12 protein-coding genes and 1 pseudogene are annotated in these 19,253 nt (G+C 71.2%); 5 read left to right on the top strand and 8 right to left on the bottom strand.

What is annotated here, in order from left to right; translation table 11 throughout:
• Positions 1-11 precede the first annotated feature (11 nt).
• From StrepF001_RS21420 to StrepF001_RS21405, 4 genes are all read right to left on the bottom strand, one after another.
• A complete protein-coding gene (locus tag StrepF001_RS21420) occupies positions 12-1,601 on the bottom strand; it encodes an LCP family protein (RefSeq protein ID WP_129799839.1) in 1,590 nt (529 codons plus the stop codon).
• Between the two features lie 139 nt (positions 1,602-1,740).
• Positions 1,741-3,474 carry an LCP family protein gene (locus StrepF001_RS21415; protein ID WP_129799838.1) on the bottom strand — a complete coding sequence of 578 codons (1,734 nt, stop codon included), beginning with the start codon at positions 3,472-3,474 and terminating at the stop codon, positions 1,741-1,743.
• A 248-nt stretch (positions 3,475-3,722) separates the two neighbouring features.
• Positions 3,723-4,874: an LCP family protein gene (locus tag StrepF001_RS21410; protein ID WP_346656961.1), complete on the bottom strand. Its 1,152-nt coding sequence runs from the start codon at positions 4,872-4,874 to the stop codon at positions 3,723-3,725.
• Between the two features lie 346 nt (positions 4,875-5,220).
• Positions 5,221-5,976, bottom strand: coding sequence for a TIGR03089 family protein (locus tag StrepF001_RS21405; RefSeq protein ID WP_129799836.1), 756 nt, complete (start codon positions 5,974-5,976; stop codon positions 5,221-5,223).
• A gap of 112 nt (positions 5,977-6,088) precedes the next feature.
• Between StrepF001_RS21405 and StrepF001_RS21400 the strand changes: the two genes are divergently transcribed.
• Positions 6,089-7,486, top strand: coding sequence for a peptidoglycan recognition protein (locus tag StrepF001_RS21400; protein ID WP_129800082.1), 1,398 nt, complete (start codon positions 6,089-6,091; stop codon positions 7,484-7,486).
• Between the two features lie 105 nt (positions 7,487-7,591).
• Positions 7,592-8,674, top strand: a complete 1,083-nt coding sequence (locus tag StrepF001_RS21395; RefSeq protein WP_129799835.1) for an NDP-sugar synthase — start codon at positions 7,592-7,594, stop codon at positions 8,672-8,674.
• A 247-nt stretch (positions 8,675-8,921) separates the two neighbouring features.
• Here StrepF001_RS21395 and StrepF001_RS21390 read toward each other — a convergent pair.
• The 4 genes and pseudogenes from StrepF001_RS21390 to StrepF001_RS21375 all read right to left on the bottom strand — a co-directional run bounded on the left by StrepF001_RS21390 (position 8,922) and on the right by StrepF001_RS21375 (position 12,866).
• A pseudogene (locus tag StrepF001_RS21390) lies at positions 8,922-9,922 on the bottom strand (DNA-3-methyladenine glycosylase 2 family protein).
• An 86-nt stretch (positions 9,923-10,008) separates the two neighbouring features.
• A complete protein-coding gene (locus StrepF001_RS21385; RefSeq protein ID WP_129799834.1) occupies positions 10,009-11,319 on the bottom strand; it encodes a coenzyme F420-0:L-glutamate ligase in 1,311 nt (436 codons plus the stop codon).
• Positions 11,316-12,275, bottom strand: a complete 960-nt coding sequence (gene cofD / locus StrepF001_RS21380) for a 2-phospho-L-lactate transferase (protein WP_129799833.1) — start codon at positions 12,273-12,275, stop codon at positions 11,316-11,318. Before cofD ends, StrepF001_RS21385 begins: the two co-directional genes overlap by 4 nt.
• Positions 12,276-12,374: 99 nt before the next feature.
• Complete coding sequence (locus tag StrepF001_RS21375) at positions 12,375-12,866, bottom strand: cysteine dioxygenase family protein (RefSeq protein WP_129799832.1); 492 nt, start codon at positions 12,864-12,866, stop codon at positions 12,375-12,377.
• A 752-nt stretch (positions 12,867-13,618) separates the two neighbouring features.
• Between StrepF001_RS21375 and StrepF001_RS21365 the strand changes: the two genes are divergently transcribed.
• The 3 genes from StrepF001_RS21365 (at position 13,619) to StrepF001_RS21355 (ending at position 19,252) form a co-directional block, all read left to right on the top strand.
• Positions 13,619-13,882 carry a WhiB family transcriptional regulator gene (locus StrepF001_RS21365; RefSeq protein WP_010986447.1) on the top strand — a complete coding sequence of 88 codons (264 nt, stop codon included), beginning with the start codon at positions 13,619-13,621 and terminating at the stop codon, positions 13,880-13,882.
• Between the two features lie 181 nt (positions 13,883-14,063).
• The gene (locus tag StrepF001_RS21360) at positions 14,064-17,771 is read left to right on the top strand and encodes a glycosyltransferase (protein ID WP_129799830.1); all 3,708 of its coding nucleotides are present in this window, start codon (positions 14,064-14,066) and stop codon (positions 17,769-17,771) included.
• A complete protein-coding gene (locus StrepF001_RS21355; protein ID WP_129799829.1) occupies positions 17,768-19,252 on the top strand; it encodes a DUF5719 family protein in 1,485 nt (494 codons plus the stop codon). The genes StrepF001_RS21360 and StrepF001_RS21355 overlap by 4 nt, the downstream gene beginning before the upstream one ends.
• Position 19,253: the final 1 nt, after the last annotated feature.

Raw genomic sequence — 19,253 nt, 5'->3', positions numbered from 1 at the left:
CCGTCACGCCGCTACCAGCGGTACGGCTCGTACACGTCCATGCACTGGCCGCTGTCCGAGCCGTTGATCGCGTCGGCGGACTCGGGAATCTCCCCGGCCTGGGGGGCCGACTTCTTCGGGTAGCTGGTGCCGGTGCGCCAGTCGGCGCCCACGACGAGGGTGACCCCGGAGACGTCGGTCGACCTCTTCACCGAACTCAGCGGAATACCCAGTGACTTGGCGATCCGCTGGGCGTCGCCCTCGAGTTCCGCGCTCGGGTAGCGGACGACGGTCTGCTCCTCGGAGAGGCCGCCCGTCAAGTCCGCCGCCGCCCTGGTGAAGCCCTTCTCCACCAGCAGCCCGGCCAGCTCGCTCGCGCGTCTGTCGACCGCGCCCTCGGCGTCGGACCGGGTGGCGTTCTGCACCAGGACGCCGATCTCGGCGTCGTCCGCCGCGGGGTCGCTGGACGCCTTCTCCGTGCCCGACGTCTTCTTCGAGCCTGCCGCCTTGCCGTTCTTGTCGAAGGCCACGTCGTCGCGGACCATCGACCAGATCTTCTCGGCGTCCTCCCCGGCCGGCACCAGATGGTTCGCGTTCTGCGGATCCACGTCGGTCGGCATGGTCGTCATGGTGATCCGGTTCGTCGGCACCGTCTTGAGCTGCATGGCAAGGTCGTACAGCTTCTTGACCGAGCCGATCTCCTCGGAGACCTTCAGCGCGTCCGTGGCCGTCTCGGCCAGGTTCATCAGCCGGCCGGTGTCGGTGAAGGCGTTCTGCTCCTTCAGTGTGCGGATCATCGAGTTCATGTACATGTGCTGGGCCTTGGCCCGGCCCACGTCGCTGAAGAACGCGTGCCGGGTGCGCAGCCACTGCAGCGCCTTCTCGCCCTGCACCTTCTGCCTGCCCTCCTTCAGCTTCAGGCCGGAACCGCCGGGCACGCCGGGCAGGGGGCGGTCATGGACGTTCTGGTTCACACAGACCTCGACGCCGCCGACGGCGTCCGCCATGCTCACCACGCCCGCGAAGTCGATCATCATCCAGTGGTCGATATAGACCCCGGTGAGGTTCTGCCAGGTGGCCAGCGTGCAGCCGGCGCCGCCGCGGGCAAGTGAGGCGTTGATGATCGTGTTGGTCGCCGGATAGGTCTCGCCGGTCTCCGGGTCCGTGCACTCGGGGATGTCGACGCGGGTGTCGCGCGGAATGCTCACCACCGACGCGTGCTTGCGGTCCGCGGACAGGTGGACCAGCATCTGCACGTCCGCGAGCGGTTTGCTGCCGACGCTGCTTTTACTGCCGCCGAGCTCCAGGTTCTCCGCCGAGTTCCGGCTGTCGGAGCCGATCAGCAGGATGTTCAGCGGCGTCTGCCCGGCCGCGTTGGGCTGTGGCTTCTCGGCCTTGGAGTCACCGCTGCTGCGTTTGCCGGTCTCGAGGTTGGCGTTCAGATGCCGGTAGTAGAGATAGCCCGCAGTCGCGGTGCCGAGTATCACCACCGCCAGGACCGTGGCCGACCAGCGCAGCACCCGCCGTCTGCGGGGTGGCCGTCCGGTGCCGCGACGCCCCCCGCCACCGTGCCTTCCGCCGCTCTCGGCCGTACTGCTCCCGGATCGCGGTGCGAGGGACATCGTGTCCTCCACCGCCGGCACGTCCCCGCGCACACCGCTTCGCGCCAACTGCCTGCCCTCCCACCCCTGCATACGAACACGGGTCCGCCCCGCGACAAGTCAGACGCACGACGGACCCGTTGGGTTACCCCCCAATTCACTACTCGGCGCACACGACCTTGTCCGCCGTGGACTTGTCGACGTCCGGCGCCTTCGTCGGAGCGGTGAGGGAGACGCCCGCACCCTTGAAGTCCTTGCCCAGCGTCAGCGTCATCGTGGGCAGGCCCTGGGAGTTGGTCACGCTCTCGCCGGGCTTCATCGCGGACCCCGACAGACCCATGACGTCGGCCAGCCTGCGCGCCTGGTCCGCCTGGTCGGGCGCGTACTCCAGGGTGGTCTTGCTCAGTTCGGCGTCCGCGTTGCCGGCGTTCTCGGACTTGGTGACGCCTTCTTCGATCTGCAGCCAGTTGAGGGTTTCCTGGGCGCTGCCGTCGGGGGCACCGCCGTTCAGGATCTGCACCCGCACCTCGGACGGGTCGGCCTTGGTGCCCTTCAGCCGGGCGGCCACCGCGGCCTTCTCCTTCGCCTTCTGCTGCTTGACCTCGGTGAAGGAGACGTCGTTCTGGATCGCCTCGAAGACCTCGGAGGCCTGCGTCGGATGGGGCACGACCGTCGCCTTGACCGTCTCGGCCGGGTTGTCGACCACCGGCACGGTCGTGAACGTCAGGTTCTTGGTGTCGAGCTTGCCCAGCTCCAGACCGAGGTCCTTCAGCTTGCCGATGCTGTCCAGCTGGGAGTCGACGGTCAGCGCCTCGGTGCCCGCCTCGGCCAGCTTCAGCATCTTCGAGGGGTTGGTGAGCGTGTCGTTCGACTTCAGCTTGCGCATCAACGCGCTCAGGAACTGCTGCTGCAGGTTGATCCGGCTCAGGTCGCCGCCGGTGCCGACGGAGTGCCGGGTGCGGACGAAGGCGAGCGCCTCCTCGCCCTCGATCTCGTGTTCGCCGACCGGTAGGTTGAGCTTGGAGTCGGGGTCGTTGATGTCCTTGGCCAGGCACACCGTGACGCCGCCGACCGCCGTGGTCAGCGTCTTCACCGCGTTGAAGTCGGCGACCATGAAGTTGTCCGGCGTGATCCCGGTCAGCTCGGTCACCGTACGCATGGTGCAGCTGGGCGTACGGCCGCTCTGGCCGAGGCTGGTGTTGAAGCGGACGCCCTGCGAGCCCGGGATGACCTCCTGGGTGCCGTCCTCCTGCGTCGTCGGGCAGTCCGGGATGTCCACGATCAGGTCGCGGGGGATGCTGAGCGCGGTCGCGTTGGAGCGGTCCTTGGAGACGTGCAGCAAGATCGTGGTGTCCGCGTGTCCGGGGCTGCCCGCGTCGCCGTAGGACTCGTTGCCCGCGCCGGTGCGCTTGTCCGTGCCGATCAGCAGGATGTTGATGGCCTTGTCCTTCTGGAAGCCACCGGTGCTCGCCCCGTCGTCCGCGACCGACGTGATGTTGTCGTTGAGGTGCTCGAGGTAGAGGTATCCGGCGCCCGCCGCGGCGACCAGCACGAACGCCATCGCGCCACCGGTCCACAGCACGACCTTCTTCGCCTTGGACGCCTTCTGCGCCGGCCGTCGCCCGCGCCGTCCCGGCGGTGGCTCGGCGGGCGCACTGCGGCGCCTGCGCTGCGCCGGGATCTCACGGCTCGGTGCGTCCTGCGGCGGGCGGCCGGGTGTCGCCGTACGGCCGCGCGGTGTGCCGCCGCGGGGGGCGGATCTGCGAGGTCCGGGAACCGTCGACTGCGGTGCGGAAGGGCCCAGTCGCAGTTCGTATTCGCCGGTGTTCGGATTGAGCACCCACTGGTCTGCGGGGTCGATGTTGTCCGCCCGCCCACGGCCTTGCGCGTCCACGGTTGTCTGAATCCTCCGTCGGGGCCACGCGGCGCCTTCCCCCTTCGAGGCGCTCGGTCTCGTACAAACCTCGTACACAGTGCGCGCCCCCCGGAAATGGACTTCGTGGCCGGGAGTCGGGTGCACCGAAGCGCTCACACTATCCGCCCAGTTCAGCGTCGAGCGACGACGGTGACAAATTCCACGTCCCTACAACTGGGCAATCCGCCCATTTCCCGGAACGAAAGTTCGTCGGCTTGGTGAGTGCTTTACCGACAGTGGTCCTCATCGGCCGTACCCCCGCTGAAGGTGGGGGCCGGGGAAGCCTCGGAATCGGCGTACAGGCTGTAACCGTTCGACTCCGTATCGGCGTTTCCGTGGGTGTTCTCGCCGTAATCCCGCGCGAAGTTTCGGGTGACATCGACCGGAGCGTCGGACCGCAGTCGCTCGAAGAGTCGCTCCGCAGCGGGCTCCATCAGTTGGTCGCGATTGGAGTTGTGCACATACGACTCCCGCGGAACCGTCAGAAACTGCACATTTTCGGTGGGGATGTCGCGTACTCCGCGCACGAGGTCGTACAGACCGCGCAGACTCGCCAGTCCCGGGTCCGTGGTGAGTGCGGATGTGGCCGAGTTCAGCAGGGGATAGAGCTTCACCGGGTTGAGCAGTACGTCGTTGCTGCGCACCTTCTTCACCAGCGCTGCGAGGAATCGCTGCTGACGCTCCATCCGGTCGGTGTCGCTGCCGTCGCCGAGGGACTTGCGGGCGCGGACGTAGCCGAGTGCCTGTTCGCCGTTGAGCGTCACGCGGCCGGCGGGCAGCTGCAGCTTGGCGGCCTTGTCCCGGATCGGCTCGGCCAGGCAGATCTGCACACCGCCGACGGCGTCGACCATCTTCTTGAAGCCGCTGAAGTCGATGACGGCGTGGTGGTCGACTCGAATGTCCGTCAGTTTCTCGACCGTTCGGATCGTGCAGGCCGAACCGCCCTTTTCGAAGGCGTAGTTGAACATCGCGAACGTGGGTTCGGTGCGGCTGCCGTCCGACCGCCGGCAGCCGGGTATGTCGACCATCAGGTCGCGGGGTATCGAAACGGCGGTGGCGCTGCGTCGCCCGGCTGACAGATGCAGCAGGATCGTGGTGTCCGACCTCTCGGTCCCGAGGTCGCGTCCGTAACGCCGGTTGTCGCCCGCCCGGGAGTCCGATCCGATCAGCAGTATGTTCTGCGCGCCGTGCACCAGGGCGGTGGGCCGCTCCTTCTCGTACCGCGCGAGCTCCGCGGCGGCGGCCTCGTCGGGGGTGATGTTCCCGTTCAGCTTCGCGTAGAGGGCCCATCCGCCGGCCACGGCCCCGATGGCGAGGAGGGCAACCCCGACGGACCCGTACCGCGCCCATCTGCGCCGGTGCCTGCGTATGAGCCCGATCCCGGATGCGGACGCCCCGACCTCCGGCCCCTGGGCTCTGTCGCCGCCCGCCGCCGGCGTGTCGTCGTCCGGACCTCCGGATGGCGTACCTGCGGTGTCCGTCACGGCTGGATCCACCCCATCATGGCGTACGAGCGTGTACGAGCGAGTCGTGCATGTCGTGCTGCTCTTACGACCATGACGCGGACGGGAGGGGGCGCGGGCGGGGGAGGCCGAATGGGTGATGGGGGTGGGGGCGGCGCGGGTGGTGACGGTGCGCTTGCGGGCCTCTCGGGTTCTCCTCCACCGTGGGCGCGACCAGCCACGACGCACCCGCAGGAGGCGTACCGGACGTCCGGCGGAGCGCTCAGCGGGCCGTCGCCGTGATCCGTTCGCTTTCGATCCGCTTGGCCAGGGCCTCCTCGTCCAGCTCCGTCAGGTGACGGCAGAGCACCACGGAGCCGCCGGTCGCAAGCGGTGCGTAGAGCCCGGCGCTGAGGCCCTCCCAGGTGTCGTACGGCAGTGCGGACAGGATCCGCGAACCGGGCCCCGTCAGATCCAGCCCGGGCGCGTCGGTCAGCGCCCGCTCCACCACCTCGGCCCCCGTGTACTGCGCCCCGGCGACGATCAGCGCGGGCGCCTCCGGGTCGACCGGCGCGTACGGCGCGAAACGGTCACCGTGACTCGGCACGTCCACGGCGTAGTCGGCGTATCCCTCCGGCGGCACCGGAAAGCGGCGCCCCAGCGGCGCCAGCGACAGCGCGTACCGCTCCCCGCCGCACGCGAGTCCATCCTGGAACCGACCGGGCCCGGCCACCACGAAGTCGGCCCGCGCCGGATCACCGTCCATGTCCGCGAGGACGCCCACCGACGAACACGCCAGCAGCCACACCGCCGTCTGCCAGTGCGCGGGCAGCAGCAGTGCGACCCGGTCACCGGGTTCGGCGGACATCCCGTCCTGGAGGAGGTTGGCGGTCTTGGCCACCCAATTGGCGAAGGTGGCCACGGACAATTCGACACGTTCGCCCGTGGCGTCGTCGTAGAAGGTCACCAGGGGGCGCGCGGGATCCGCGGCGAGCGCGGAACGCAGCAGGTCGGCAGGGGTGCGATCAGTGGCGTTCACCCGCGCAAGCGTACGCGGGCGGCCGCCTGTGCATCGAGCGGCGGGGCTCACCGGTTCGGGCGAATGGGACCCGACGGCGTGTCAATTCCCCAATGGACAGATTCATATGGATATGTCCAAGATCGGGGGCATGCGCAAACTCCTCGCTTCCTCGATAGGCGTCACCTGCGCCGCCGCACTCGCCCTCCCGATGACCCTGACCACGACGACGACGGCGACCGAGATATCAGGGCCGGCCGCTGCACCGGGCGCCGAGCCCGCGCGAGCCGCCGATCCCGGTATCCCCGGCAGCACCCAGTCGCTGCCCCTCGCCCCCCTCGCCGACGACCGCACCCTCGGCTCCGCACAGGGCCTGACCCCGCGGGACGTACGGCCCTTCTCGCTCGTCGGCGTCATCTGGGACGACCCCGACACCGAATTGCACGGCAGCGTCCAGGTCCGCACCCGTGCCACAGCCACCGGCGCCTGGTCCGGCTGGCAGGACCTCGAGACCCACAACGCCGACCACGCACCCGACCAGGGCTCGGACGAACGCACCTCCGGTCGCGTGCGCGGAGCCACCGCACCGTTGTGGGTGGGCGAGTCGGACGGAGTGGAGGTCCGCGTGCGGCCGGCCGACGAGCCCGCCGGGACCACCCCGGCACCCCTCCCCTCCGGCCTCCGCCTCGAACTCGTCGACCCGGGCTCCGAATCCACCGCCGAGGCCCCCGCCGGCGGCGCCCCCGCCGACCCTCCCGTGACCGAACCGCTGAGCCCGGACACGGCCGACGCATCCGCCCCCAACTCCGACCTCGCCCCGCTCGGCGCCACCGAGATCCCGGCACTGGACCAGGCGCAGACACAGCACGAACTGCTCACCCTGCACGCCGCCGGGCTGACCGAAGAGCAGCGGGCCAATCCGTACATCGGCCCGCGCCCGCCCATCGTCACCCGCCGCGGCTGGGGCGCGGACGAGTCGCTGCGGGAGAAGGCGTTCCTCTACACGAAGCGGGTCAAGGCCGCGTTCGTGCACCACACGGCGACCGGCAACAACTACACCTGCGCGCAGGCCCCGTCCGTCATCCGCGGTATCTACCGCTACCACGTCGTGAGCAACGGCTGGCGGGACATCGGCTACAACTTCCTCGTCGACAAGTGCGGAAACATCTACGAGGGACGCGCCGGCGGCGTGGCCAACCCGGTCATGGGCGCCCACACCCTCGGTTTCAACAGCGACAGCGCGGGGATCGCCGTCATCGGCACGTTCAACACCACCAGGCCCTCCGCCAACACAGTGACGGCCGTCAGTCAGCTGGCCTCCTGGAAGCTGGGCCTGCACGGAGGCAATCCCAGTGGCAAGACATACCTGAAGTCCGCCGGTGGCAATCTCTACGCAAAGGGCAAGAACGTACGACTGAACGTGATCTCCGGTCACCGGGACGGTTTCCTCACGGACTGCCCAGGAGGACTCCTCTACGGCAAGCTCGGCTCGATCCGCTCACAGGCGGCCCGCTTCCAGGGGCGGCCCTGAGGCCGCACGACACCGACGGCCGTCGAAGGAGCCGGACAACGGTCTGCATACACTGGCCGGCCGAAACACAGTTCGGCCGGTCCCGGCAGGAAGCAGAGACGACAGGTGACAGAAGCGATCCTCCTGGTCGGCGGCAAGGGCACCCGGCTGCGCCCGCTCACGGTGCACACGCCCAAGCCGATGGTCAGGGCGGCGGGGGTGCCGTTCCTCACGCATCAGCTGGCGAGAGCGAGAGCGGCGGGCGTCGAGCACATCGTGCTCGCCACGTCCTATCTGGCCCAGGTCTTCGAGCCGTACTTCGGTGACGGCTCGGACCTGGGGCTGCACATCGAGTACGTCACGGAGGATGAGCCACTCGGCACGGGCGGCGCGATCCGCAACGTGGCCTCGCGGCTGCACTCCGGACCCGACGACCCGGTCCTGATCTTCAACGGCGACATCCTCACCGGCCTCGACATCCGTGCCCTGGTGCGCACGCACCGGACGACGGGCGCGGACGTCTCCCTGCACCTGACGAAGGTGACCGATCCGCGGGCCTACGGCCTGGTCCCGACGGACGAGTCCGGTCGCGTCACCGCCTTCCTGGAGAAGCCGCAGACGCCGGAGGAGATCGTCACCGACCAGATCAACGCGGGGGCCTACGTCTTCCGCCGCTCGGTCATCGACACGATCCCGGCCGGCCGCCCGGTCTCGGTGGAACGCGAGACGTTCCCCGACCTCCTGGCGGCCGGCGCCCACCTCCAGGGCATGGTCGACTCCACCTACTGGCTCGACCTCGGCACCCCGGCGGCCTTTGTCCGCGGCTCGGCGGACCTGGTCCTGGGCCGCGCCCCGTCTCCGGCGGTCCCCGGCCGCTGCGGCGACCGTCTGGTCCTGCCGACGGCAAGGGTGGCCCCCGACGCCAAGCTGGCCGGCGGCACGGTGGTCGGAGAGGGCGCGTTCGTCGCCGAGGGGGCGCGCATCTTCGGCAGCACGATCCTCCCCGGCGCCGTCATCGAACCCGGCGCCGTCATCACCGACTCCCTCATCGGCACCCGCGCCCGCATCGGCGAACGCTCCGTCCTCAGCGACACGGTCATCGGCGACGGCGCGATCATAGGCCCCGACAACGAACTCCAATCCGGCGCCCGAGTCTGGTGTGACGCCCAAATCCCAGCGGGGGCACTGCGGTTCTCGTCGGATCAGTAACGGGGGTGGGTGCTTGCGGGGCGCCGCGTCAGCCCGCGGGCGCGTGCGGCCACCCGTCAGCCCGCGGGCGCGTGCGGCACCCCACCCATCAGCCCGCGGGCGCGTGCCGCACCCCGCCGCCTCGTCAGTCCGCGGCAGCCGTGCCTCCCCTCAGAGGGGCCCCAGGGCGGCACGGGTGGGCGCGTGCGGCACCCCCATCAGCGCCGGGCTGCGCGACCCACCCCGCGTCAGCCCCAACGCCGCGCCCCTACAACCGCCCGATGTCCCCCCGCGGCATCCGCGGAGCCCTCCGCGCGGCACCTTCCCGCTCAGCAGAACGAACCGAGCCGCCCGATGCCGCTGCCCCGCATACGGCTCCAGCAGCTCAAGCATCACCGCGTCGTCCGCATCCCGATTCCCGGCCAACGCCCACCCCACAATCCCCGGCAGATGCAGATCCCCACGGTCACCGCATCCGCCGCCCCATGACTGCGCTGCACGGTTTCCGCCGACGTCCACGGCCCCACGCCCGGCACAACCTCCAACCGCGCCTGCGCGGCCCGGGCCTCCATCCCCACCGCCTCCTCCAGCCGCGCAGCAACCCGCACGGCACGCAGGATCGTGGACGCCCGCTTGTTGTCGACCCCGGCCCGATGCCACTCCCATGACGGAATCAGCGCCCACGTCCGCGGCGCCGGCATCACACACATCCGCCCCGGCACGGGCCCCGGCGCCGGCTCCCCGAACTTCCGCACCAGCAACCGCCACGCCCGATACGCCTCATCGGTCGTGACCTTCTGCTCCAGAATCGACGGAATCAACGACTCCAGCACCAACCCGGTCCGGGTCAGCCGCAACCCCGGCCGCCGATGCCGCGCCAGCGCCACGATCCGATGCCGCGGCGCGAAGACGGACGGATCGTCCGACGCCCCGAGCAGGTCGGGCAACTGCTCGAGCAGCCACTCCGCCCCCGGCCCCCACGCCTCCCCGCGTACTTCCCACCCCGCACGGAAACCCGCAACGTCCCCGGCCCGACCGGCGTACGGCTGGCCCGCCACACCGACCCGTCCGGCATCGCCCGGAACGTCGGATCCCCGGGCCCGCGCCGCAACGGCCCGAGCACCAGCCCCAGATCCAGCGGCCCGTCCGGCACCAGGACCCGTAGCCGCCCCGCCGCAGCCACCGCCTGCCGCGACACCCCGCGGACACGGCGACCTCCCCACCACGCACGGTCGTACGCGTGGGCCGCGGAGCGAAACGTCCTGCCACGAAGAGTTCCCGGAGAAGAGAAGGAGGGGCCCTACGAGGGTAGGCGCCCACGGGGCATGGTCACCGCACTTCGCGCGGCCGCGAGGTCACCGCACCTCGATGAACGCTCCCGCATCCCGCTCCGCCCGCGGCTTCGGCTCCTGAGCCGGATGCCCGACCGCAACCGCCCCCATCGGATCCCACCCCTCCGGCAGCCCCAGCACCTCGCGCACGACATCCCGGCAGAACATCGTCGACGACACCCACGCCGATCCGAGCCGCTCCCCGGCCAGCGCCACCAGGAAGTTCTGTACGCCGGCCCCCGCGGCGACCACGAACATCTCCCGCTCGGCCCCGTCCCGCCGTGCGTCCCCATAGGTGTGCGATCCGTCCATGACGAGGCACGGCACGACCAGATACGGGGCGTTGCGCAGCACATCCCCGCGCCGCACCCGCTTGGTGATCGACTCCTCGCTCTTGCCGTCCCGGCGCAGGTCCGCGATCCACGCGTCCCGCATCGCGTCCAGCAGCTCGGTCCGCGACCGGGCCGACTCCAGCAGCACAAAACGCCACGGCGTCGTGTGGTGCGGCGCCGGCGCCGTGACGGCCGCGGCCACCGCCCGTCGTACCGCCCCGGGGTCGACGGGCTCGTCCGTGAAGGCCCGGATCGTACGCCGCTGGGTCACCGCCTCCCGTACCGCCTCCGACGTACCGAGCCGGAACATGTCGTCGCGCGCATCCCGTACCAAGGCTCGCGCCCCCTCTCCGTCCTCCTCGGCCACCAGCTGCGGCAGGCCGCGCACCACGGCGACGGGCAGCCCGGCGGCCTTGCCCTTGACCAGGTCGCCCGCGGCGGCGAGTTCGTCGGCCGTGGCGACGACGGTGGCGCTGAGCGGATTGCCCTGCGCGTCCGCGCCCCCACGCAGATCGTCGACGACGCGCACACCGGCGGCGCCGATCGCCACATCCGTGAGCCCCGCGCGCCAGGGCCGCCCGAAGGTGTCGGTGACGACGACCCCGACGTTGACGCCGAGGGCGTCGCGCAGCCCGCTCCGGATCGCGCGCGCGGACGCGTCCGGGTCCTCGGGCAGCAACAGCACCGTCCCGGCGGCGGTGTTGGAGGCGTCGACGCCGGCGGCGGCCATGACGAGGCCCTGCCGGTTCTCGACGATGCGCAGTGCGCCACGCCGTGCCACCACCCGTACGGTCTCGGCGTCGATCGCGGCCTCCCGGTCGGTCGCCTCGACGATCCGGCCCTCCGCCTTGGACACGACCTTCGAGGTGACGAGCAGGACGTCCCCGTCGGCCAGCCCCGGTTCGGCGGCGGCGATCAGCTTGGCGAGGTCGTCACCGGGCGCCACCTCGGGGATGCCGGGCACGGCCCAGACCCGGTAGCCCTCCGCGGTCTCCTGACTCACGACGCCCGCACCTCCTCCGCCAGCGCCAGCGCCTCGCGAGCCATCTGCGCGGCCGTGTCCTCGTCGGTCATCAGCAGCGGTACGGCCCGGCAGCGGATGCCGGCCGCCTCGACCCGCTGCACCGATTCCGCGTCCACGGTGTCGACGAGCCAGCCGTCGAGCAGTCCCGAGCCGTAGTGCTCGGCGACCGCGGCGGCCGTCGACTCCACCCCGACCGCGGCGAGCACCTTGTCGGCCATGCCGCGCACGGGCGCGTTCCCGACGATGGGGGACAGGCCGACGACCGGCACCCCGGCGTCGGCGATCGCCTCCCGGATGCCGGGCACGGCCAGGATCGTGCCGACCGACACGACCGGGTTGGACGGCGGGAAGAGGATGACGTCCGCCGCGGCGATCGCCTCCAGCACACCCGGGGCGGGCTTGGCCTGCTCGGCGCCGACCGGCACCACCGCCTCGGCCGGGACGGAGGCCCGCAGCCGCACCCAGTACTCCTGGAAGTGGATCGCCTTGCGCTCGCCGTCCATCGAGACGGCGACATGGGTCTCGACGCGGTCGTCCGTCATGGGGATGAGCCGCACCCCTGGCTTCCACCGGTCGCAGAGGGCCTCCGTCACCGCACTCAGCGGATACCCGGCGCCGATCATCTGCGTCCGCACGATGTGCGTGGCGAAGTCCCGGTCGCCCAGCCCGAACCACTCGGGCCCGACGCCGTACGCCGCGAGCTCCTCCTTCAGGTGGAAGGTCTCCTCGGCCCGCCCCCAGCCCTGCTCCTCGTTGATGCCGCCGCCGAGCGTGTACATCACCGTGTCGAGGTCCGGGCAGACCTTCAGCCCGAAGAGGTGGATGTCGTCCCCGGTGTTGCCGATGACGGTGATGTCCGCGTCCGGCACGGCCCGCTTCAGACCACGCAGGAACCGGGCACCGCCGATGCCGCCTGCCAGAACCACAATGCGCATTGAAACAGTGTGTCAGCCGCCGGGCCGACTCGTTGAGGGGTGGTGGTCGGGTGACGGGTGGGACAGTCTTGCAGGCGGGTACGACAGCGTGGTGCCCGCTTACGGGACCTGGCCGACGGCCGTGCACTGGGGGGTGTGCATCGGCATCTGCGTGAGTCCCGGGTAGTAGACGTGCAGACTGACGGCGGCCTCCAGCGCGTCGTTGACCACCTCGTGCACATACCCCGGCGCGAACACCCGCTGTGCCCCCGCCCCCAACGCGCGCGTGCCGCGCTCCGTCCGCTCGGTCAGCGTGCCCTCCAGGACGGTCAGGACGCCGGAGGAGGGGCCGTGGTCGTGCAGGCCGCTGCCCTGACCGGGTACCCAGGACAGCAGCCACACCTCGTAGCCGGGGCCGGTGCGCAGCCGGTGGTACCAGCGGCTGGTCGCGTCGTACTGGACGAGGTGCTCCCACTGGGAGCGGTCGGCGGCGATGGCGCGGGCCAGGCCGACGAACTCGGCAACCGTGGCCGGGTGCTCGCGCGGGGCCTGGAGCAGGTGCGGGACCTCGAGGATGTCGCCGGCGATCTGGAGGTCGCTGTCGCTGTTCATGGGGTGCGGTGTTCCTCGGCGGAAGAGAGAGGACTGGCGGGGTGTCGCGTACCGTCCGCCCGGGTCACGGGCGAGGTGGAGGTGCCCTGGTGGGGCTTCACGGGGAAACAGCGGTCGGGTCGCGGTGGACTCGACGGCAGCCGGAGCGATGGGGGTCCCCCGCTCGAGTGAATTCGAGAGTGGGGGAGGCTCAACAGCTGGAACAGCAACAACAGCTACAGCGAGCGTGGGCAGCACCGAGGGACCCGGCGGAGCGGGTCGAGGTGGGCGCCAAGTTCGCGAGCATGCCCACAAGAACAGCGGTTCATACCCCCACTGTCAACTCGACGCCCGGAATGTGGGACATGGTTCACCTCATCCGGTTCATCTCTCAGGTGAAAGGTTTGTTCACGGGCCCACCGGGACACATGGCGCACAACCGGGCGCACAAGCCTCGTTGCGATCCCGTGATCCGACTGTGATCCGGTTCTCTTCGTCGCGCGTGCCGGAACGAGATCGAACCTGTGAGCGTCCTTCTCCGTACAGGTCCCGTGCGGAGCGGGAAGCCTCGGGGGTCTGATCTGCGTGTCAAGGTTTATGGCGATTTGAACACTTTCCGCATGACCTTGGTTCCGCAGAGTGAATAAGGGACTCAATAGCAGATCTCGGCTTGACTCGCCCGGAGCAGCACACTTGTAATTTCACTCGTGTCGTTCAGCCGAAATCGGTAACGGCTACATCACGGGGACGTGAAAGACAGACGAGGGGCGCACATGACCGAGCTGGTGCAGCAACTGCTGGTCGACGACGCGGACGAGGAACTCGGCTGGCAGGAGCGCGCGCTGTGCGCCCAGACCGACCCCGAGTCCTTCTTCCCCGAGAAGGGCGGCTCGACCCGCGAGGCCAAGAAGGTCTGTCTCGCCTGCGAGGTCCGCTCCGAGTGCCTCGAGTACGCCCTCGCCAACGACGAGCGCTTCGGCATCTGGGGCGGTCTGTCCGAGCGTGAGCGGCGTCGGCTGAAGAAGGCGGCCATCTGACCGAACGGCATGCATCTACTGCGTACATAGGGGGCGAACGGTCCGTCGCGGGTGGGTTATCCACAGGCGGCGGGCCGTCGTCATGGCCAGCCGATAGTGTGGTCGCTCGTCCGAGACACCCCGCTGCCCCCAGTGGGCACAGGTGTCCACCGCAGTCCACCGAACCGGGGCCCGTACCTCGATGTCCGTCCACAGCCACACGGCAGCCAGTCAAGATGTCGCTGCCACGGCGGGATTCGACCCGACCCGCCCACCAGAGTTTCCGCGTCACGTGGTGACGGCGGTGCTCGTCTCTCATGACGGCGCCCGCTGGCTGCCCGACGCGCTCGCCGGGCTGCTCGGCCAGGAGCGGCCCGTTCAGTACGCCATGGCGGCCGACACCGGCAGCGCCGACGACTCCGCCCAGCTGGTCACCGACGCCCTCGGCCCCGACCGCGTGCTCCACCTCGCCCGGCGTACCGGCTTCGGCCAGGCCGTCGAGGAGGCCAACCGCACCGCCCCCGACCTCACGCCGGAGGAACTGCCGTACCTGAAGCGGCCGAGCGGCTGGGACCCCGTCACGCGCACGTGGCGCGACGACGCGTACGACATGCCCGAGCTCCCGCACGGGGAGCCGGTGCAGTGGCTGTGGCTGCTGCATGACGACTGCGCCCCCGAGCCCGACGCGCTCGCACAGCTGCTGCGGGTCGTGGAGAACGAACTCGAACTGGGCCGCGACGACGTGGCTGTCGTCGGCCCCAAGCTCCGCGGCTGGTACGACCGCCGGCAACTCCTCGAGGTCGGCGTCACCATCGCCAACTCCGGTCGCCGCTGGACCGGCCTGGACCGCCGTGAGCAGGACCAGGGACAGCACGACCACGTACGGCCCGTGCTGTCCGTGTCCACCGCCGGCATGCTGATCCGACGCGACGTCTTCGAACAACTCGGCGGGTTCGACCGCCGACTGCCCCTCATGCGTGACGACGTCGACCTGTGCTGGCGCGCACACGCCGCCGGTCACCGTGTCCTCGTCGCCCCGGAGGCGGTCGTACGACACGCCGAGGCGGCCTCCCGTGAGCGCCGGACCGTCGACTGCGTGGGCCGGACGTCGGCGTCCCCGCACAAGGTCGACAAGGCCGGCGCCGTCTACACCCTGCTGGTCAACACCCGTACGGCCACGCTGCCCTGGGTACTGCTGCGCCTCGTCCTGGGCACGCTGCTGCGGACCGTCGCCTACCTCGTCGGCAAGGTCCCCGGGCAGGCGGTCGACGAGATCCGCGGTCTGCTGGGTGTGCTGCTGCGGCCCGAGCGGATCATCGCGGGCCGCCGCAGACGCGGCCGTCCGGAGATCGACAAGGGCGAACTGCGGCCGCTGTTCCCGCCGCCCGGCGCGACCGTGCGGGCCACCGTCGAGCAGGTGGCGAGCAGTGTCGTCGGCCGCTCCGACCCGGAGGTCGCCGGCGGCGCCGGACGGCACGGCGGCGCGGTCGAGTCCGGGCCCGGCGGCGACGACGCCGACTTCCTGGAGATCGAGCAGTTCGCACGCCTGAAGCGCATCGCCCGCAATCCCGGCCCGATGCTCTTCCTGGTGCTGCTGTTCGTCTCGCTGGCCGCCTGCCGCGAACTTCTCGGCGGTGGCGCCCTCGCGGGCGGCGCCCTGCTGCCCGCCCCCGCGGACTCGAGCGAGCTGTGGTCGCGTTACCTCGACTCCTGGCATCCCGTCGGCGCCGGCGGTGACGCGTCCGCACCGCCGTACCTCGCGCTCGTGGCGATGCTGGCCTCCACGCTGTTCGGCTCCACCGGGCTCGCGGTCACCGTCCTGCTCGTCGGCTCGGTGCCGCTGGCCGGCTTCACCGCGTACTTCGCCTCCCGCCCGCTCGTCGAGTCCCGGCTGCTGCGCGCCTGGGCGGCCGTCGTGTACGCCTTCCTGCCCGCCGCCACCGGCGCCCTCGCCGGCGGCCGCATCGGCACCGCCGTCCTCGCCGTGCTGCTGCCGCTCGTCGCGCGCGCGGGCGTCGCGGCGAGCGGCCTGGCGAACGCCTCGGGCGCGCGCGGCAGTTGGCGCGCCACCTGGGCCTACGCGCTGCTGCTGACGATCACCACCGCGTTCACGCCGATCGTGTGGCCGGTCGCGCTCGTCCTCGGCATCGGGCTGCTGGCCGTGCGCCGGGGCGACATCACCGCCTACGGCCTGCGCTTCCTCGCTCAGCTGGGCACACCCCTGCTGGTCCTCGCGCCCTGGTCGCTGTCGCTGCTGCCGTTCGGCTTCTTCCAGGAGGCCGGCCTTGAGTACGGCGCCTCGGCCGCCTCCGCCCTCGATCTGCTCGGCGCCAGTCCCGGCGGGCCCGGCACGGTCAGCGGACTGATGCTCATCGGCATCGTGCTGGCCGCGCTGGCCGCCCTGATGCGCACCGAACGTCAGTCGGGCATCTGGACGGCCTGGGCGGTCGCCCTGGTGGGTATGGTCCTCGCGGTCCTGTCGAACGGCTCCGCCTGGGCCGGCCCGGCCACGCTCGTCTACGGCATCGCCCTCCTCGCGGCCGCCGTGATCGGCGCCGAAGGTGCACGCGCGCGGGTCGCCGAGCAGAGCTTCGGCTGGCGCCAGCCGGTCGCCGCGCTGATCGCCTTCGCCTCGGCCGCGGGCCCGCTGCTCGTCGCCGCCGGCTGGATGATCCGCGGCGCCGACGGGCCGCTGGAGCGCCGCGACCCGGTGCAGGTGCCCGCGTTCGTCGCCGAGGAGAGCAACACCCGCGACCAGGCCCGCACCCTCGTCCTCGACAGCGACTCCACCGCGCACGTCGGCTACACCCTGGTCCGTGGCTCCGGCGCCCGCCTCGGCGACGCCGAACTCGCCGCGGCCGACGGGGACAACGCCGCGCTCGACAAGGTCGTCGCCAACCTCGTCGCCGGCTCCGGCGCCGACCAGGCCGACCAGCTCGGTGGCTTCGCGGTCCGCTACGTCCTCGTCCACAAGGGTGCACCCCGCGAGGTCAGCCGCGTCCTGGACGCCACACCCGGCCTGAGCCGGCTCAGCCAGCAGGACGGCAGCGCCCTGTGGCGCGTCGACCGCCAGGTCGCCCGCGCGGCCATCGTCCCGGCCTCCGGTTCGGGCGACCCGCAGCCCGTCGCCGCCGGTCCGGTCGAGATCCACACGACCGTCCCGGACGGCTCCGAGGGCCGGACCCTGCGCCTCGCGGACACCGCGGCCGCCGGCTGGACCGCCACCCTCGACGGCAAGCCGCTCACCCGTACCACGGTCGACGGCTGGGCCCAGGGCTTCGAACTCCCCACCACCGGCGGCACGCTGGACGTCACCTACGAGGACCCGATCGGCCACACCGCCTGGCTGTGGGCGCAGGGCCTCCTCGCCGTCGTCCTCGTCGTGCTCGCCCTGCCCGGCCGGCGCCGCGACATCGACGACGACCTCCCCGAGGAGCCGGCGATCCCCGCACAGGCCGTCGCCGGCGAGGGCCGCCGCGCCCGCCGCCTGCGCGCCCAGGCCGAGGCCGAAGAGGCAGACCGGGCCGAGGATTCCCCGTCCCCCGAACAGGAGGGGACACCGGTGGCCGTTCCGCAGCAGCAGTACGGCGAGTGGGACACGGCGAGCTACCCGGGCGCCGAGTACGGCACCTACGGCGGCGAGCAGTACCAGGACGCCGGTCAGCAGTACGCGCCAGGCGGGTACGGGCAGTCGTACCCGACGGACCAGTACCCGGCGGATCCGTACCAGGGCGGCCAGTACGACCCGTACGCGTACGACGGCTCGTCGCAGACCAGCGGATACGACCAGGCGTACGGCCAGTCCTACGACGAGACGTACCCGCAGGGCTACGACCCGGTGTACGACCAGACGCAAGCGCACCGCGGGCACGACAACGGCAGTGAGCGCCCCGACGGGAGTCAGCAGTGAACCGCACCACCCTGTCCCTGATCGCCGGCGTGACCGCGCTCGCCGCCGTCACCGGATTCGCCGCGCTGTCCGCCCCGGATCCCACCGGCACGGACACCGCCAAGGCGGCCGCCGAGCTGCCTGTGGAGCGCACCAGCCTGCTGTGCCCGGCACCCAGCACCTCCGACCTCGCTGAGACGACGTACACGTCCTTCACACCCGTCACCAAGGGCACGGCGAGTAAGGGCAGGGCCGAACTCCGATCCGCGATAGGGGAGTCCGACGAGGGCGGCAAGAAGGGCCAGGACGACAAGCCCGTGCTGGAGCCGAAGGAGCCCGGCAAGCCCGTCTCCGGTGACACCTCGGGAGGCGACTCGCCCGCGCTGATCGGTACCGCGGAGGGGAAGTTCGCGCCCGGCTGGACCGTGCAGGAGACCACGGAGGTCGCCGCAGGCGCGGGCCGGGGACTGCAGGGCATCAACTGCTCCGCGCCGGACACCGAGTTCTGGTTCCCGGGCGCGAGCATCGCCGACGGCCGCACGGACTACGTCCATCTGACCAACCCGGACGACTCCGCCGCCGTCGTCGACATCGAGCTGTACGGCAAGGACGGGGCGCTGGAGTCCACGGTGGGCGAGGGGATCACGGTCGCGCCGCAGGCCGACGAGCCGATCCTGCTGTCGACGCTGACCGACGCCGAGGAGACCGACCTCACGGTGCACGTCAACGTCCGCAGCGGACGGGTCGGCGCCGCCGTCCAGGCGTTGGACGACGAGCTCGGCGGCGACTGGCTGGCCGCGGCGACGGACCCGGCCGGCAGCCTGGTGCTGCCGGGCATCCCGAAGGACGCCACGTCCGTCCGCCTGATCGCCTTCACGCCCGACGACGCCGACGCCGACCTGAAGGTGCGGCTCGCCTCGCCGTCGGGCCTGATCACGCCCGCCGGGCACGAGACGCTGCACGTGAAGTCGGGCATGACAACGGCGGTCGACCTCGCCGACGTCACGCGCGGCGAACCCGGATCGCTGGTCCTGACGCCGACGGACCGGGCGGTGCCGGTGGTGGCGGCGGTTCAGGTGGTGCGCGGCAAGGCGGGCTCCCAGGAAACGGCGTTCATTCCGGCCACGCGTCCGGTGGGCACGCGCGCGACGTCCGCCGGCAACACCGGGAAGGGCGCCACGCTGTCTCTGGCCGCGCCGGGGGAGACGGCGCAGGTCAAGGTCACCGCGTCGGCAGGCGCGGAGGGCGGTACGGCTGCTTCCGAGACGTACACGATCAAGTCCGGCACCACCCAGGACGTCGACCTGCCGGTGCCGAGCGGCCTGAAGGGCACGTACGCGCTGATGGTCGAGCCCGTCTCGGGCGGCCCGGTGTACGCATCCCGGACGCTCGCGGAGGCGCAGGGCGGTGTGCCGGCGTTCACGGTGCAGACCCTCCCGGACGACCGGGGGACGGTGGAGGTGCCGGAGGCGGAGCAGGATCTGTCGGTGCTGCAGAAGTAGC

The organism is Streptomyces sp. F001 (assembly GCF_004187715.1).
Taxonomy (GTDB): Bacteria; Actinomycetota; Actinomycetes; order Streptomycetales; family Streptomycetaceae; genus Streptomyces; species Streptomyces flavusporus.
This window is presented reverse-complemented; position numbering and strand designations above follow the sequence as displayed.